At 54.9% G+C, this 15,074-nt stretch carries 14 protein-coding genes; all 14 read left to right on the top strand.

What is annotated here, in order from left to right; translation table 11 throughout:
- Positions 1-273: 273 nt before the first annotated feature.
- The 14 genes from B9Z45_RS10030 to B9Z45_RS10095 all read left to right on the top strand — a co-directional run bounded on the left by B9Z45_RS10030 (position 274) and on the right by B9Z45_RS10095 (position 15,019).
- Entirely contained in the window at positions 274-1,272 is a 999-nt protein-coding gene (locus B9Z45_RS10030) for a tripartite tricarboxylate transporter substrate binding protein (protein ID WP_108407087.1), read from the top strand.
- A gap of 113 nt (positions 1,273-1,385) precedes the next feature.
- Entirely contained in the window at positions 1,386-4,217 is a 2,832-nt protein-coding gene (locus B9Z45_RS10035; RefSeq protein ID WP_108407088.1) for a type I restriction-modification enzyme R subunit C-terminal domain-containing protein, read from the top strand.
- A 196-nt stretch (positions 4,218-4,413) separates the two neighbouring features.
- Positions 4,414-5,763: a restriction endonuclease subunit S gene (locus B9Z45_RS10040; RefSeq protein ID WP_158270404.1), complete on the top strand. Its 1,350-nt coding sequence runs from the start codon at positions 4,414-4,416 to the stop codon at positions 5,761-5,763.
- Between the two features lie 9 nt (positions 5,764-5,772).
- The gene (locus B9Z45_RS10045; protein WP_108407090.1) at positions 5,773-6,675 is read left to right on the top strand and encodes a hypothetical protein; all 903 of its coding nucleotides are present in this window, start codon (positions 5,773-5,775) and stop codon (positions 6,673-6,675) included.
- Positions 6,672-7,133, top strand: a complete 462-nt coding sequence (locus B9Z45_RS10050) for a hypothetical protein (protein WP_108407091.1) — start codon at positions 6,672-6,674, stop codon at positions 7,131-7,133. Before B9Z45_RS10045 ends, B9Z45_RS10050 begins: the two co-directional genes overlap by 4 nt.
- Positions 7,134-7,214: 81 nt before the next feature.
- A complete protein-coding gene (locus B9Z45_RS10055; RefSeq protein ID WP_108407092.1) occupies positions 7,215-8,690 on the top strand; it encodes a deoxyguanosinetriphosphate triphosphohydrolase family protein in 1,476 nt (491 codons plus the stop codon).
- Positions 8,687-9,397: a hypothetical protein gene (locus B9Z45_RS10060; protein WP_108407093.1), complete on the top strand. Its 711-nt coding sequence runs from the start codon at positions 8,687-8,689 to the stop codon at positions 9,395-9,397. Before B9Z45_RS10055 ends, B9Z45_RS10060 begins: the two co-directional genes overlap by 4 nt.
- A gap of 49 nt (positions 9,398-9,446) precedes the next feature.
- Complete coding sequence (locus B9Z45_RS17245; RefSeq protein ID WP_199221882.1) at positions 9,447-9,635, top strand: helix-turn-helix domain-containing protein; 189 nt, start codon at positions 9,447-9,449, stop codon at positions 9,633-9,635.
- A complete protein-coding gene (locus tag B9Z45_RS10070) occupies positions 9,632-11,050 on the top strand; it encodes an ATP-binding protein (protein WP_108407094.1) in 1,419 nt (472 codons plus the stop codon). Before B9Z45_RS17245 ends, B9Z45_RS10070 begins: the two co-directional genes overlap by 4 nt.
- Positions 11,051-11,130: 80 nt before the next feature.
- Complete coding sequence (locus B9Z45_RS10075; protein ID WP_233252159.1) at positions 11,131-11,943, top strand: hypothetical protein; 813 nt, start codon at positions 11,131-11,133, stop codon at positions 11,941-11,943.
- A 59-nt stretch (positions 11,944-12,002) separates the two neighbouring features.
- Positions 12,003-12,374, top strand: coding sequence for a helix-turn-helix domain-containing protein (locus B9Z45_RS10080; protein WP_158270405.1), 372 nt, complete (start codon positions 12,003-12,005; stop codon positions 12,372-12,374).
- Positions 12,375-12,478: 104 nt separating this feature from the next.
- The gene (locus B9Z45_RS10085; protein WP_370445827.1) at positions 12,479-13,105 is read left to right on the top strand and encodes a transcriptional regulator; all 627 of its coding nucleotides are present in this window, start codon (positions 12,479-12,481) and stop codon (positions 13,103-13,105) included.
- Positions 13,089-13,517: a hypothetical protein gene (locus tag B9Z45_RS10090; RefSeq protein WP_108407098.1), complete on the top strand. Its 429-nt coding sequence runs from the start codon at positions 13,089-13,091 to the stop codon at positions 13,515-13,517. Before B9Z45_RS10085 ends, B9Z45_RS10090 begins: the two co-directional genes overlap by 17 nt.
- A complete protein-coding gene (locus B9Z45_RS10095) occupies positions 13,514-15,019 on the top strand; it encodes a class I SAM-dependent DNA methyltransferase (protein WP_108407099.1) in 1,506 nt (501 codons plus the stop codon). Before B9Z45_RS10090 ends, B9Z45_RS10095 begins: the two co-directional genes overlap by 4 nt.
- Positions 15,020-15,074 lie beyond the last annotated feature (55 nt).

The following is a 15,074-nucleotide window of genomic DNA, read 5'->3' on the forward strand; positions in this document are numbered from 1 at the left end:
CAGGCGCTTGTTTTGAGCATTGCCTGGGTCAGGCCCCAGCAGGAGTGCTGATGTTGCGGCAACTGGAGGCTGCAACGCGATGGATTGTCTCACAAGTCTTGCTTTGTGGATCATGGGCCAGAAGATCGGCCTTTTCCCACCAGCAACAGGGCTTGTTGCAAACAGCCTGACAAAGCCTCCGCGCTGCCAAACCAAGGCATGGGTTCAAACCCCAATTCAAACCCGGGCACGCCCCTCTTAGACTGGGTGTCACTTCTTTATTGAGCTTTCAACATGACCTACCGTCCAGACCGCCGTTCCTTTTTGCAAGCCACCGCTTGGGCTGCCGCCACTGTGGCTGCCAGCAGCCCCTTGAGCCAAGCCTGGGCCCAGACAAAGTGGCCTGCCAAACCCATCAGGATCATCGTGGCCTTTCCGCCCGGGGGCCTGACCGATGCCTTGGCACGCAGTTATGGTGAACACTTGTCCAGCAAACTGGGCGTGCCCGTGGTGATCGAGAACAAACCCGGGGCAGGGGCCATCATCGGTATCGACGCGGCCGCCAAATCGCCCGCAGACGGCTACACGCTGGTCATGAGCACCTCGGGCACTTTCTGGCAAAACCGTATTTTGTATTCCAAGCTGCCCTACAACCTCGACAAAGATTTGACGCCCGTCACCGTGTTCCCATCGGGGCCGCTGGTGGTCGGCATCAACGAGAAAATCCCGGCTACCAACATGGCCGAATTTGTGGCATGGGCCAAAAAGAACCCCACCTCCATGGGCACTTATGCGCCAGGCTCTTACCCGCACATGGTGGCCGACCAGACCAACCGCGTCCATGGCACCCAAATCCAGTCGGTGCACTACCGGGGCGAAGCCCCCATGTGGCTCGATGTGGCCTCGGGCCAGTCGCAAATCGCGGTGGGCAGTTTCCTGGCCTTCAATGCCGTGGCCTCTCGCGGTGTGCGGCCAATTGGCGTGACCGGCAGCTACCGCTCGCCCAAGCTGCCCAATGTGCCCACCCTCATGGAGCAAGGCGACACGGCCAAACTGGTCACCCTCGAAGGCGGTCTGCCATTGATGGCGCCCGGCGGGACGCCCGAAGCGGTGCTGAAACTGCTGGCCGACGAAGCCGTGGCCTGGTCCAACACCGACAAGGCCGCCAAGCTGCGCGAAACCTTTGCCATCCCCAATAAGCCCAAAAACCTGGTGGCCACGCGAAAGGACTGGGAGACTGAAGTGCCCGTCTGGATCAAACTGGCGGTGGATCTGGGGATCAAGCTGGACTGAGCCTGCTGGGGGCGCACCCACTCAAAGCCCCGGCATTGATTGAACTGCCGGGGCTTTCGTCCATTTGAACCCTAGAATGGACGACTAAGTTCTAAAAAAATGCCCGCAGCGCAATGACCCCCGAAACCAAAGCCCGAGTTCAGATTGACCAGCTATTGCAAGCCGCAGGTTGGCACGTTTGCAATGTTGACCAAGTCAACCTGCATGCGGCGCAGGGCGTGGCCATTCGGGAGTTTCCGCTCAACACTGGCCACGGCTTTGCCGATTACCTGCTGTATGTGAACGGCAAGGCCTGCGGCGTGATCGAGGCCAAAAAAGAAGGCGTTACCCTCAAAGGCGTTGAGGCGCAGTCAGAGCGTTATGCCCAGGGCCTGCCCGCTAGCTTGCCCGCTTGGCGCAGGCCCTTGCCGTTTTTGTTTGAGTCCACCGGGGTAGAAACCCAATTCACCAATGGGCTGGACCCGCAACCCCGCTCGCGCCGGGTGTTCGCTTTTTTCAGGCCCGAGCTGTTGGCGCAGTGGCTCAGCAGCGCAGCGCCTGCCTCGCCCAACTTGGTGGCCGTGGGCACCTGGCCTGCCAACGAAGAAAGCCCACCGGCCTACACACCCACCGGTACCTTTTTGGCCCGCATGCAGCACCTGCCGCAGCTGGTCACCCAATGGGGCCAGGGCGGCGCCAACTACCAGCTGTGGCCGGCGCAAATCACTGCAGTGCAAAACCTCGAAAAAAGCTTGGCCGCCAACAAACCCAAAGCCCTGATCCAAATGGCCACGGGCAGCGGCAAAACCTTTACCGCCATCAGCTTCATTTACCGTCTCATCAAGTTTGGTGGTGCGCGGCGGGTGCTGTTTTTGGTGGACCGTGGCAACCTGGGCCGTCAAACCAAAAAAGAGTTTGACCAATACGCCAGTCCCTACAACAGCTACAAGTTTGGTGAAGAGTTCATCGTGCAGCACCTGCAAGGCAGCCAGGTGGACACCAGCGCCCGCGTGGTCATTTGCACCATCCAGCGCATGTTCAGTTTGCTCAAAGGCAAAGAGCTGCCGCCCGAGGCCGACGAAGAAAGCACCGAGGGGCTGGAGAGCCTGTTCAAAGACCCCGAGCCCCTGCGCTACAACCCGGCCTTTCCCATCGAGCTGTTTGACATTGTGGTCACCGACGAAGCGCACCGCAGCATCTACAACCTGTGGCGCCAAGTGCTGGAGTATTACGACGCCTACTTGGTGGGCCTGACCGCCACGCCTAACAAACAAACCTTTGGCTTCTTCAACCAAAACCTGGTGATGGAATACGGCCACACCCAGGCCGTGGCCGATGGGGTGAACGTGAATTACGACGTGTACCGCATCCAAACCGAAGTGACCGAACGCGGTGCCAAGGTGGAAAAAGGCTTTTGGCTGGAAACCGTGGACAAAGCCACCCGCCGCAAAAGCGCTTGGCAGCTGGACGAAGACTTTGAATACGACCCCAACGAGCTCGACCGCAGCGTGCAAACGCCGGACCAAATTCGCAAAGTCATCACCACCTTTCGCGACAAGTTGCCCACCGAGATATTCCCCGGCCGCACCGAAGTGCCCAAGACGCTGATCTTTGCCAAAGACGACAACCACGCTGAAAAGATTGTGGAAATCCTGCGTGAAGAATTTGGCAAAGGCAACGAGTTTGCGCAAAAGATCACCTACCGCAGTACCCACACCAGTGGCACCAAGCCCGAAGACTTGATCAGCGCCTTTAGAAACAGCTACTTTCCGCGCGTGGCCGTGACGGTGGACATGATCGCCACCGGCACCGACATCAAGCCTGTGGAAATTGTCATGTTCATGCGCAGCGTCAAAAGCCGCAGCTTCTTTGAGCAAATGAAAGGCCGTGGCGTGCGCGTGTGCAACAGCGCCGACCTGCAAGCCGTGACGCCCGACGCCAAAGTGAAAGACCACTTTGTCATCGTTGACGCCGTGGGCGTGTGCGAGCGCGACAAAACCGACAGCCGCCCCATGGACACGAAGAAAACCGTGCCCCTGGACAAACTGCTGCAAGCCGTGAGCTTGGGCAACGTAGAAGACGAAGTGCTGAGCAGCGTGGCCGCCAGGTTGGCCCGGCTGGATAAAGACCTGAGCCCGGCCGACCACGCCAAAGTGGTGGAGATAAGCGGCGGCAAAAGCCTGCGCGACCTGGCCAGCGGCATTGTGCAAGCGCTGAATGTGGATGACGACACATCGCCCTTTGAGGCTGAGGCCAAAAAGGTGGAGGCCGCCAAACCCTTTGCCAACCCCGCGCTGCGTGCCTTGATCTTGCAACTGCGCCAAAAGGCCGACCAAGTGGTGGACATCGTCACCCAAGACGAACTGCTGCACGCCGGCTTTAGCGAAGACGCCAGCGAACGCGCCAAAGGCCTGGTGCAAAGCTTTGAAGCCTTCATTGCACAGCACAAGGACGAAATTACCGCGCTGCAAATTTTGTACAACCGCCCCAGCCGCGCCCCGCTGAGCTACAAAGACATCAAAGCCCTGGCCGATGCGCTGCACGCGCCGCCGCACCTGCTGGACGAGAGCCAGCTTTGGCAAGCCTATGCCGCGCTGAACAAAACCAAGGTGAAAGGCACCAGCCAACGCCGCCTGCTGACCGACCTGGTCAGCCTGGTGCGCTTTGCCATGCAGCAAGACAACGAACTGGTGCCCTACCCCGAGCGGGTGCAAAACAACTACAAAGCCTGGCTGGCCCAACTCGCTTCCGTTCGGGCTGAGCCTGTCGAAGCCATCTTCACCCCCGAACAACTGCACTGGCTAGAAATGATCCGCGACCACATCGCCGCGAACCTGGGCATTGAGCCCGATGACTTTGAATACGCCCCCTTCAACAGCGAAGGCGGCCTGGGCAAAGTGCACCAGCTGTTTGGTGCGGAGCTGTCGCAGGTGATTGAAGCGATGAACCGGGAGTTGGTGGCGTGAGCGGCGGGTTAATCGGGTGTTTTGCTGCCTTTGCTTTAGTAACTGACGAAATGGCAGGGACCAAGCAGGGACCAAGTAGGGACCAAGCATTTACCTCACAAAAGCACCAAGTTGGCACCAAGTCAGGCATTAAGTGGGGACCAAGTCAGACGGGCCATGAATGGGCCACAAAGGGGCCAAAGGGGCCACAAACGCCATGACTCAAATGGTTCGCCTGGGCGACGTGGCTCATATCAATCCGCGTTTCGACAAATCTTCATTGGCTGACGATGTGCCAGTGTCGTTTGTGCAAATGGCCTCGGTTGGTGCAGCTGACGGCAAGATCAATGTGTCCATTGTTCGCCCGTTTTCAGAGGTCAAGAAGGGCAGTTACACCCCATTCAAAGATGGCGATGTGCTCTTTGCCAAAGTGACCCCCTGCATGGAAAACGGCAAGATGGCCGTGGCCCGTGGGTTGAAGAATGGCGTGGGCTTTGGCTCATCCGAGTTTCATGTCTTACGCCCATCGGACCAAGTGGATGCGAAGTACCTGTATTACTTCGTGTCGTCTCAAGCCTTTCGCAAAGAAGCCGCAGGTCACATGACAGGTGCGGTGGGCTTGCGCCGTGTGCCAGCCGCTTTCTTGGCAGATGCAGAGTTACCGTTGGTGCCGCTGGATGAACAGCGCCGCATCGTCGCTGAAATCGAAAAGCAGTTTTCCCGCCTCGACGAAGCCGTCGCCAACCTCCGGCGCGTCAAAGCCAACCTCAAACGCTACAAAGCCTCCGTCCTAAAAGCCGCCGTCGAAGGCCGCCTCGTCGAAACCGAATCCAGCATCGCCCAACGCGAAGGCCGAAGCTTTGAGACAGGCGAACAGCTTTTGCAGCGGATTCTTGACGAGCGGAGGGCGAAGGGCGTAGGGATAGGAAAGTACAAAGAGCCTGCACCTTTGGACACTCAAAATTTGAAAAATCTTCCTGATGGGTGGACTTGGGCTACTGTTGAAATGGTTTGTGACGCAATCGTGGATTGTCCCCACAGCACTGCAAAGTTTCAAACGCACGGGTACCCATGCGTAGATACCACTTGGATGACTACTGAGGGGTTAGCACAAGAGCGTGCGCGGTTTGTCGACGAAGCAACTTACAACGACCGGATATCACGGCTGGCTCCAAAGACCGGTGACATAGTGTTTGCTCGCGAAGGCACTATCGGTACGGCTGTACTCATCCCTGATCGAATGGCTCCGTGTCTCGGGCAGCGCGTCATGCTATTGCGCACATCATCTGATTATTTAAATGGTTTGCTGGTTCATGTTTTGCACTCCGAAATCGTCAAGGTTCAATATCGAAGTCAAGCACTCGGTAGCACAGTGGCTCACATCAATGTGGGTGATGTAAAGCGCTTCGCAGTGCCTGTACCACCTGCAAGTGAGCAAGCCCGAATCGTTGCTGAAGTCGATCGCCACCTGTCCATCATCCGCGAAGTAGAAGCCGAAGTTGACATCAACCTTAAACGGGCGCTGGCGTTGCGGCAGGCGATATTGAGCAAGCAATTTAGCGTGTAGGGAGAAAAAATGACAAGGCAAGCGAAGTTCTATCTTGGAAGGGTACGCAAGCGTGGTGAATTAACTACGGAAAAAATTGTTGAGGCTATGCGTGAGCCCGCGACGATCGAATACCGAGGGACTCGTTACAGCTTCATCGACTTTCAATCTTTCGGTGCACCAGGACAGGAAACGGGGTTTTACGCAAAGATTGCTAAATATCGACAGGTAGGCGCAGTAGAGGTGGTCAAAGAGGAGCAGCATGCATCTGCTGCTGCAGCGGTGCCCTATTTGATTGATGTTTCCAGCCCGTTCGTATACCTACCCGGTTTTAGTGGCTTGGCATACCGCCATATCTGGAATAGTTTCCCTAGCGAGCAGTTCGAAAAGGTGTTTAGGGATCTGGTGGAAGCCAAGTATCAAAATTTCTTTGTCGGTTGCGACATAGAGCCAATTGCAGATCTGCGTACCTTTGTCTCTCGACTTTCAGGCTTGAGTGTGATCACGGAATTGCAAGCGTCTATTTTTCCTCCTAACCCATTGTTTGGTCCTTGTTGGAAATCGCTGAGTGAATACTTGCGAAAGCGCAAGCTCACAGAGGCGGTGATCAAAGAGGAAGGGCCACAGGGCATTGAAACCAAACTGCCTGAAATTGCAAAGGCTGTTCTCGCTGACTTGCCACCAGCCGACCTACTTGAATTGATGGAGCCGCTGTTAGATGGGTTGGGTGATGCGGCGTTGCTCATGGCAGCGGACGGTTACGGACGTGCGCGGGTAAAGGGGCTGGAGCATGGTCGACTAGTCATTATTCGAACCAGCGAAAACCAGAAAAGTTTCCTTTTCGAGGGTGATCCTGAGCCTAGACGACTTTTCGATCATGCATTTGAAGCGTTTCAGAAAATTAACGACGAGCGTGGCTTGGAGCATCCATGAGCCGAATCACAGATTTTTTGCGTTCTGTTTTCGTTTCGCCGGAGCTGCTCTTCGCTTTGGTGCCGCTCGCCATTTATGCATACGAACCAATGTGGGCCGATATGCTGCACAAGCCTATGAGTGATTCGGTTGGCTGGGGTCTTTCAGCAGCGGGTCTGTCGATTGGAATGCTTGCCTTTAGCTACAAGGAAGCCTTTGATCTTCTTTCGTTAAGTGGGGGGCGGAAAGTGTTGATCGAGTGGCCGGACTATCCAAAACTGAAAGTGCGAGTTTTGATTGCATTTGGATGGTGTGTGCTGGGGTCTATTGCATGTATTTGTGCAACGTGGATGGTTGCTAAGGCATTTCAGCCCTTGCTTGGAATTACGCTCTTGATCAGCGGAATTTTTTCAGCTGCGACGGCAACAGCAACTATTGCACTTGCGCGGTTTTCACTGCGCGAATTGCTTGGCGAATGATTGGAGACATTGAGTGACTCTGGGCAGAGAGACAGCGCTGCTCAGAATACACAAATTTGATTTGACATTAAGAGGATAAAAATGACAGACATAAAAATTGATTGGAAGCTACTTCTAAACGAGGGGCGTCGCAAAAAGGAGTCTCAAAGTGCAGCCTGTGCTAAACCAAAAAATAGTATGGCTGAAACACGGACTGAAATTGAGCGAGACTTTGATCGTATTCTATTTTCTACACCTGTTCGACGGCTTGCTGACAAAACACAGGTGTTCCCACTCGACAAAAATGACAGCGTCCGAACACGCCTTACGCATTCGCATGAGGTGTCAAATCTGGCCCGAAGTATCGGTTCAGCCTTAGCCTTTAATTTTGATATCGCTGAGAGTGTTAAAAATTCGAAACGGAATCTCCCAGCGTTACTCGCGTTGACTGGTCTTGCACATGATTTAGGAAACCCACCTTTTGGGCATCAAGGTGAGGGTGCAATACAAAGCTGGTTTGCAGAAAACAAAGACACCGTTTTGGAAATTTTGACAAACGAGCAACACCGCCAGGATTTCCTCAAGTTTGAAGGTAATGCGCAAGGCTTTAGGTTGTTGACGCGACTTCAGTTAATCAACGACGACTTTGGCTTAGACCTGACCCACGCTTCATTGACTGCATTGATGAAATACCCCACGCCGTCGCATCAAGTTGTTAAAAACCATGTCGCCAAGAAGAAGCATGGTTTTTTTGCTTCCGAACAACATGTGGTGGATTACGTGCATAAGGAAACTGGACTTGCACTTGGGATAAGGCATCCGCTCGCGTACGTTATGGAAGCTTGCGATGACATCGCATATGTGGTGTTAGATGCGGAGGATGCGGTCAAAAAGGGATTGGCTTCATTCTCTGACTTAATGGCTTTTCTGAATAATGCAGGCGCAGATGATCCATTGGTTCAAAAAGTCATCAAAGATAGTCAGGAGAAGCATACAGAGCATCAGAAGGCAAGCCAAAAGTTATCGCCTGCTGAGTTGAACGATGTATCAATGCAGCGTTTTCGCGTCTTTGCAATTGGGGCGATGGTCGGTTCTGCTACTGATGCTTTTAGAGAAAACGAAGCGGATTTTGTTGCAGGGACCGTAGCCGTGCCATTGCTTGAGAAAAGCACCGCTGAAACTCTTCGGAAGACGCTCAAGAATTTTTCGTTCATGCATGCATATAAGCATCGTTCAGTTCTCGAAGTTGAATTGCAGGGCTATAACGTCATTCGTGGGCTTATGGACTTCTTTTGGGCTGCTATTGTTGACCGCGAAGATCCTATGAAGCCAGAATCTGATCGGAAACGACCATTTACGAAATACGTTTATGGCCGCATCTCAGAAAACTATCGGCGAATTTTTGAAAACCCATCCTCAATAGATAGCGGATTGCCTATGCGGTACCGTGAATGCATTTTGCTTACGGACATGATTTCTGGTATGACAGACTCCTATGCGGTTAATTTATACGAAGAGTTGTTGGGTCTGAAAGGGGCATTTGATTCAAAAACCCTTTTTTCAAATGTCGTCACATGACATTCGAAAAACGCCTTCAACGCAATCTCGGTGAATATCTGGAGCGTCGAACTGTCGGGCGTCCAGAGCTGAAGCAGGCGATTGCTGAGGTTATCACTGCATTGCCCGATACGGTAATTTTTGGTGGAATGATTCGAGAGTTCGCGCTTGGAAATGCGCGTGGGTTTGTATCGGATATCGACCTGGTTTCCACAGCATCACAGCGCGAAATTTCTCTGGTAGTGGCTAAGTACCAAGCTGTTCGCAATAAATTTGGTGGGTTTCGCTTCGTAATTGAGAAGCAGCGCTTCGATGTTTGGTCGTTGTCAGACACTTGGGCTTTTCAAAGTGGGTTTGCTGTTGGGGAGACGTTCGCTGATTTGCTGACGACGAGTTTCTTCAATGTTGATGCTGCTTGTTATCACGTTGACAAAAGGGAGTTGCTGTGTTTGGCAGGATATGACGGTTGGATGCAAAGACGCATTTTGGAAATCAACCTACTGCAAAATCCACAGCCACCAAGAATGGCGCATCGTGCGCTGATTTTGATGCAGACGCGCCAACTGGGTGTTACTCGTCGTTTGGCTGAGTACATCACTACTCATATTGATGGCCAAATGCTTACGTGGATTGATCAACTGCTTGTGAATAAGCTTAGGGAATTCCTTGTTTATGATGGGCAGGATGAATTTCGTTTTTCGCCACAAGCCGAACTGGTTGTGCGATAGCAGGCTCAAAGTAAGTGTGCACTGTAATGAGCAAAAACGAATAGACCCCATGTCTCAGCTCGGCCTTTTATCTGCCCTGCAATCCAGCACCGAAGGCATCGACACCGAATTCAAGTCGGCTCGCGGTGGCATGCCCGGCAGTTTTTGGGAGTCGTATGCAGCCATGGCCAGCACCCAGGGCGGCACCATCGTGTTGGGCGTGGCTGATGCCGCGCAGCAGCGCAAGGAACTGTCATGATTGATCTCCTCAATTTACAGCGCTGGCTCCTCGCTCCCGCGGAGCATGAGCACCTTGAATTCAAGGAGGCTAAGCAGCAATACGACACCACCAAACTGCTGCGCTACTGTGTTGCGCTTGCCAATGAGGGCGGTGGTTTCATGGTGCTGGGCGTGTCTGACAAACCACCCCGGCGCGTGGTCGGCAGTCTGGCCTTTCCATCCCAAACTGATCTGAACAAAATCAAGGCGTACATCGTTGAGAAACTGCGGATTCGTGTGGATGTCGTAGAGCTTGCGCACCCAGATGGCCGGGTTCTCGTGTTTGAAGTGCCATCACGTCCAGTGGGGCAACCGCTGGACTATGAAGGCGCTTTTTTGATGCGTGCTGGCGAAGACCTGGTGCCGATGACCTCAGACTATTTGCGCCGCATTTTTGCAGAAGGCCAGCCAGACTGGTTTGTGCAGCCAGCCAAAGCAGATGCCAGCGATGACGAAGTGATTGCACTGCTGGACACGCAGACCTATTTTGAGTTGTTGACACTGCCGTATCCGACCACCCGTGATGCAGTGCTGGCGCGGTTGCAGTCGGAAGGGCTCATTGCGTCCAGCAGTGCAGGTTGGACCATTTCCAACATGGCAGCCATTTTGCTTGCCAAGCGGCTGGATGCTTTTTCGCCTGCATTGGCCCGCAAGGCTGCGCGCGTCGTTGTTTATGAAGGCACCAACAAGCTCAACACGAAAGATGACAAACCCGGCCTTCGCGGGTATGCCGTTGGCTTTGGCAGCTTAGTGGACTTTGTGCACTCTGCAGCGCCGCAAAATCGCTTTGTTGAGCAGGCCGTTCGCGAAGAGGTCAAGATGTTTCCAAAGCAGGCGCTGAGGGAGTTGATTGCCAACGCATTGGTGCACCAGGATTTTTTAGCCACGGGTGCGTCGGTGATGATTGAGCTGTACGCTGATAGGGTTGAAATTTCCAACCCTGGCCTGCCGCCGATCAAGGTGGAACGCTTCATTGATGAGTACCGCTCCCGCAATGAGCGATTGGCCGACCTGATGCGTCGCTTGGGCATCTGTGAAGAAAAAGGCAGCGGTATTGACAAGGTAATCCATGCTGCAGAGTTGTTTCAGCTTCCCGCTCCGGACTTTCGCGCAGGTGAGTCGCGCACAACTGCGCTGCTGTTTGCGCATCAAGAATTTGCGGATATGAGCAAAGGCGACCGGGTTCGGGCCTGTTACCAGCATTGTTGCTTGATGTATGTGACGAACCAACGCATGTCGAACCAGTCGCTTCGGTTGCGGTTCGGCCTGGGGGAGGATAAAACCGTGTTGACGTCGCAGGTCATCGGTGCCGCCAAGGAGGCCGGGATGATCAAAGCGGATGAATCTGAAACAACGTCTACGCGGTACGCCAGATACCTGCCGTTTTGGGCTTAGCAAGACTTCAAAAAGTGCTTAAACGCAAACCGGAACCCACTCGAGTTTTGATAAAAAAACCATTTAAATCAATGGGTTACATGCTTAAATTTAATTCTCTGGCTCACGTCGACCACCGTGGTCAGGGCGGGGTGAGTGAGTGCCGCAACAAAAGCCTGCAGCTGATGTTTCAGCTCATGGGCGGTGGTGATAAGGCGGGCTCGGGCATGGACAAAATCCGGGCGGGCTGGCGTGCGCAGCACTGGCGCTCGCCCAGGCTCGAAGAGTCTTTGCAGCCCGACCGCGTGAAGCTGGCCTTGCCCATGGTCAGCCTGATCCCCGCCGAGGTAGATCAAGCACTGCGCCAGCGCTTTGGCGACGGGTTTGCCAAGCTCGACACCACAGCGGTGCAGGCGGTGGTGACCGCTCAGGTAGAGGGCAGTGTGACCAATGCCCGCATGCAGGAAATCACCGGCGAGCATTCCAAAGACATCACCGGCGTGCTGCAAACCCTGGTGCGCGATGGCCTGCTGACGCAACAAAACCAGCGCCGGTGGGCCAGTTACCGCGTGGCGGGGGACTCCCCCCAAAGCTCCCCCCAATTACCCGGGGACTCCCGTCATTTGGGCGGTGACTCCCGTCATTTGAGCCCCGAGCTCCTGTCATTGGCAGAGCCGGCAAGACTCAAAGCCAAGTTGCCAACGGCAGAAATGCAGACTTTGGTGTTGACACTGTGCGACGCCCGATGGCTGACCACCCGTGATTTAGCGGATTTATTGAGCCGTGACCCGGAAAGCCTGCAGCGGCGAATTTTGACGGGCTTGGTCAATCAGGGTTTGCTGGAGTTACGCCATCCAGGTGTGCCCAATCGGCCAGATCAGGCGTATCGCACAGTTGTCAAAACCACAAAATGAATGCCATGATTTAAATACGAAGACTTGTCGCATTGAATTAAATGAACCGAAGGATAGCCATGACGAACAAACCACTTTTCGGTGATCTGATTGCAGCCCGCAAAGTAATGGCGGAAGAACTTAAGACAGTTGATGTGGCCGCAGATTTAACGCTGCTGCTTCATGAGTGCGGCATGTCACGTGAAGACTTGGCAAGCAAACTTGGCTGGAGCAGTGATCGTTTGTCACAAGTTCTCTCGGGTCACGAGAGCATCACTGTCCAGACCATTGCCTTTGTTGCTGGTGCGATGGGGTACGCATTCGATCTTGTGTTTCGCAAGACGGACGCGCCATCCACTTTGGGTGCCAGTGATGAAGTGCGCGCCAAACTGGCCGAGCGCCAATTGACGCCAGCAGATGTGGCAGCCGCAGTCGATTGGGCCAGGGCGTAGGCGCCCAGCGCGTGAACTCATGACCCATATGCAGAAAGATCAACCTAAGCATCCAATGCTGAAGTGTTTCCGAAATGCCCATTTTGGGTATTAGAATGCCCAATATGGGTACTTCGAAAAATCTAACCACCTCAACACCACGCGCCGCTGGCTTGGCAGACGCTTTGTTTTCGGGCACGCAGCAGCGCGTGCTGGGCTTGCTGTTTGGTCAGCCAGAGCGCAGTTTTTACGCCACCGAGTTGATCAAGCTGGCTGGCGCTGGGTCGGGTGCCGTGCAGCGCGAGCTGGCGAGCCTGTCGCAGAGCGGGCTGGTGACGGTCAAACCGGTGGGCAACCAGAAGCATTACCAAGCCAACCCGGCTTCACCCATTTATGACGAGTTGTGTGGCTTAGTGCGCAAGACCGTGGGCTTGGCCGAGCCTTTGCGTGCTGCGCTGGCGCCCTTGGCATCGCAGATCAAGGCGGCTTTTGTATATGGCTCTGTTGCGAAAAAAGAAGACACGGCCAGCAGTGACATCGACCTGATGCTGGTGAGCGACACCTTGACTTTTGGCGACACCATATTGGCGCTGCAAGCCGCTACTGAGTCGCTGGGTCGCGAGGTCAACCCGAATATCTTTACGCCGCAGGATTTCGCCAAAAGGCTGCAAGAGGGCGGTTCGTTTGTGTCCCGCGTCATGGCGCAGCCCAAGGTTTGGCTGATCGGAGAAGAGTATGACCTCACCGTTTGAAAATCTGACCGGTCCTGGCAAGCCATTGCGTGCCGAGCTACCCGACAGCAAAGAATTTGCGGGTCTTCAGCGTATGGGGCTGGCACGGCTGCAGGATGCCCAGAAAACGGGCTTGGCACTAGAGAGTCAGTTTGACTTGGCCTACAACGCAGCTCACGCCTTGTGCCTGGCGGCCTTGCGTTGGCATGGTTACCGCTCGGGCAATCGCTTTATCGTTTTTCAACTGCTACCGCACACGCTGGGCCTGGGGCCAGAGGTTTGGCGCGTGCTTTCCAAATGCCACGATGCGCGCAACCTTGGCGAGTACGAAGGCATGCTCGAAGTCGACACGCGACTCGTGGCCGATCTGATCACGGCTTGCCAGCTGGTGGCCAACAAATTGAGCGCTTTGCCGCCTTTGAATCAACCATGAACACCACCACCCACACCCTTGTCCAGAAGCTCTGGAACTATTGCAGCGTGCTGCGCGACGATGGCATGAGCTATGGCGACTATGTGGAGCAGCTCACCTATTTGCTGTTCCTCAAAATGGCCGACGAGCGAAGCCAGCCGCCTTACAACCAAACCAGCATCGTGCCCGCTGCGTATGCCTGGCCCACGCTGCTGGTGCGCGATGGCGACGATTTGTTTGATCACTACCGCCACGCGCTCGAAAAGCTGGGGCAAGAAAAGGGCACCCTTGGGCTGATCTTTGCCAAGGCGCAAAACAAGTTTCAAGACCCGGCCAAGCTGCGCCGCGTGATTGTGGATTTGATCGATGCTGAAACCTGGACGGTGTTGGGCGCCGACGTGAAGGGCGACGCCTACGAGGGCCTGCTGGAAAAGAACGCGCAAGACACCAAGAGCGGGGCGGGCCAATACTTCACGCCGCGGGCCTTGATTGCGGCCATGGTCGAGTGCATCGACCCCAAACCCGCCGAGCGCGTATGCGACCCGGCCTGCGGCACGGGTGGCTTTTTGTTCAGCGCTCACCAGCACGTGGTGGACCACAACCCCAACCTGACCAAAGATGAGAAAAAGCACCTGAAAGAAAGCGCCTTTGTGGGCTTTGAGCTGGTGCAGGCCACGGCCCGCGTGTGCGCCATGAACCTGCTGCTGCACGGCATTGGGTCTGAAAAGTCGGTGCCCGTGCGCGTGGGCGATGCGCTGGGCTCAGACCCGGGTGAGCGCTTTGAGGTGGTGCTGGCCAATCCGCCGTTTGGCAAAAAGAGCAGCACTGTGATCGTGGGCGAAGACGGCCGCACCAGCACCGAAAAAGACACCATCGAACGCGACGATTTTTGGGCGACTACCAGCAACAAGCAGCTGAACTTTGTGCAGCACATCAAAACGCTGCTGGCCATTCATGGCCGGGCGGCGGTGGTGCTGCCCGACAACGTGCTGTTTGAAGGCGGCGCGGGCGAGACCATTCGCAAAAAGTTGCTGCACGAGTGCGACCTGCACACGCTGCTGCGCCTGCCCACGGGTTTGTTTTATGCGCAAGGCGTCAAGGCGAACGTGCTGTTCTTTGACAAAAAGCCCGCATCTGAAACGCCATGGACGAAAAAGCTTTGGATTTACGACCTGCGCACCAACAAGCATTTCACGCTAAAGACCAGCCCACTGCGCCGGGCTGATTTGGACGAGTTTGTGCAGCTCTACAAGGTGGGCCAGCGCCACAAGCGGGCTGAAACTTGGAGTGCCGACAACCCCGATGGCCGCTGGCGCGCCTACAGCTATGCCGAACTGACTGCCCGCGACAAGACCAGCTTGGATATTTTTTGGCTCAAAGACGACAGCCTGGCCGACAGCGACAACCTGCCCGCCCCGGCGGTGATTGCCCAGGAAATTGTGGAAGACCTGCAGGCCGCGCTGGAACAATTCAAGCTGATCGCGGGTGATTTGGGTGCTGAAGTGGTCGAAGACGCGGTTTAATCTCGACCTATGAACAAAACAGACCAATTGAGTTTTTTGGACTTTGAGGCTGGGC

Source organism: Limnohabitans sp. 2KL-17 (assembly GCF_003063415.1).
Taxonomy (GTDB): Bacteria; Pseudomonadota; Gammaproteobacteria; order Burkholderiales; family Burkholderiaceae_C; genus Limnohabitans_A.

Excerpts from the sequence above, each read along its gene's own strand:
- B9Z45_RS10030 (WP_108407087.1), top strand. The coding sequence starts at position 274 with ATGACCTACCGTCCAGACCGCCGTTCCTTTTTGCAAGCCACCGCTTGG.
- B9Z45_RS10035 (WP_108407088.1), top strand. The coding sequence starts at position 1,386 with ATGACCCCCGAAACCAAAGCCCGAGTTCAGATTGACCAGCTATTGCAA.
- B9Z45_RS10040 (WP_158270404.1), top strand. The coding sequence starts at position 4,414 with ATGACTCAAATGGTTCGCCTGGGCGACGTGGCTCATATCAATCCGCGT.
- B9Z45_RS10045 (WP_108407090.1), top strand. The coding sequence starts at position 5,773 with ATGACAAGGCAAGCGAAGTTCTATCTTGGAAGGGTACGCAAGCGTGGT.
- B9Z45_RS10050 (WP_108407091.1), top strand. The coding sequence starts at position 6,672 with ATGAGCCGAATCACAGATTTTTTGCGTTCTGTTTTCGTTTCGCCGGAG.
- B9Z45_RS10055 (WP_108407092.1), top strand. The coding sequence starts at position 7,215 with ATGACAGACATAAAAATTGATTGGAAGCTACTTCTAAACGAGGGGCGT.
- B9Z45_RS10060 (WP_108407093.1), top strand. The coding sequence starts at position 8,687 with ATGACATTCGAAAAACGCCTTCAACGCAATCTCGGTGAATATCTGGAG.
- B9Z45_RS17245 (WP_199221882.1), top strand. The coding sequence starts at position 9,447 with ATGTCTCAGCTCGGCCTTTTATCTGCCCTGCAATCCAGCACCGAAGGC.
- B9Z45_RS10070 (WP_108407094.1), top strand. The coding sequence starts at position 9,632 with ATGATTGATCTCCTCAATTTACAGCGCTGGCTCCTCGCTCCCGCGGAG.
- B9Z45_RS10075 (WP_233252159.1), top strand. The coding sequence starts at position 11,131 with ATGCTTAAATTTAATTCTCTGGCTCACGTCGACCACCGTGGTCAGGGC.
- B9Z45_RS10080 (WP_158270405.1), top strand. The coding sequence starts at position 12,003 with ATGACGAACAAACCACTTTTCGGTGATCTGATTGCAGCCCGCAAAGTA.
- B9Z45_RS10085 (WP_370445827.1), top strand. The coding sequence starts at position 12,479 with ATGGGTACTTCGAAAAATCTAACCACCTCAACACCACGCGCCGCTGGC.
- B9Z45_RS10090 (WP_108407098.1), top strand. The coding sequence starts at position 13,089 with ATGACCTCACCGTTTGAAAATCTGACCGGTCCTGGCAAGCCATTGCGT.
- B9Z45_RS10095 (WP_108407099.1), top strand. The coding sequence starts at position 13,514 with ATGAACACCACCACCCACACCCTTGTCCAGAAGCTCTGGAACTATTGC.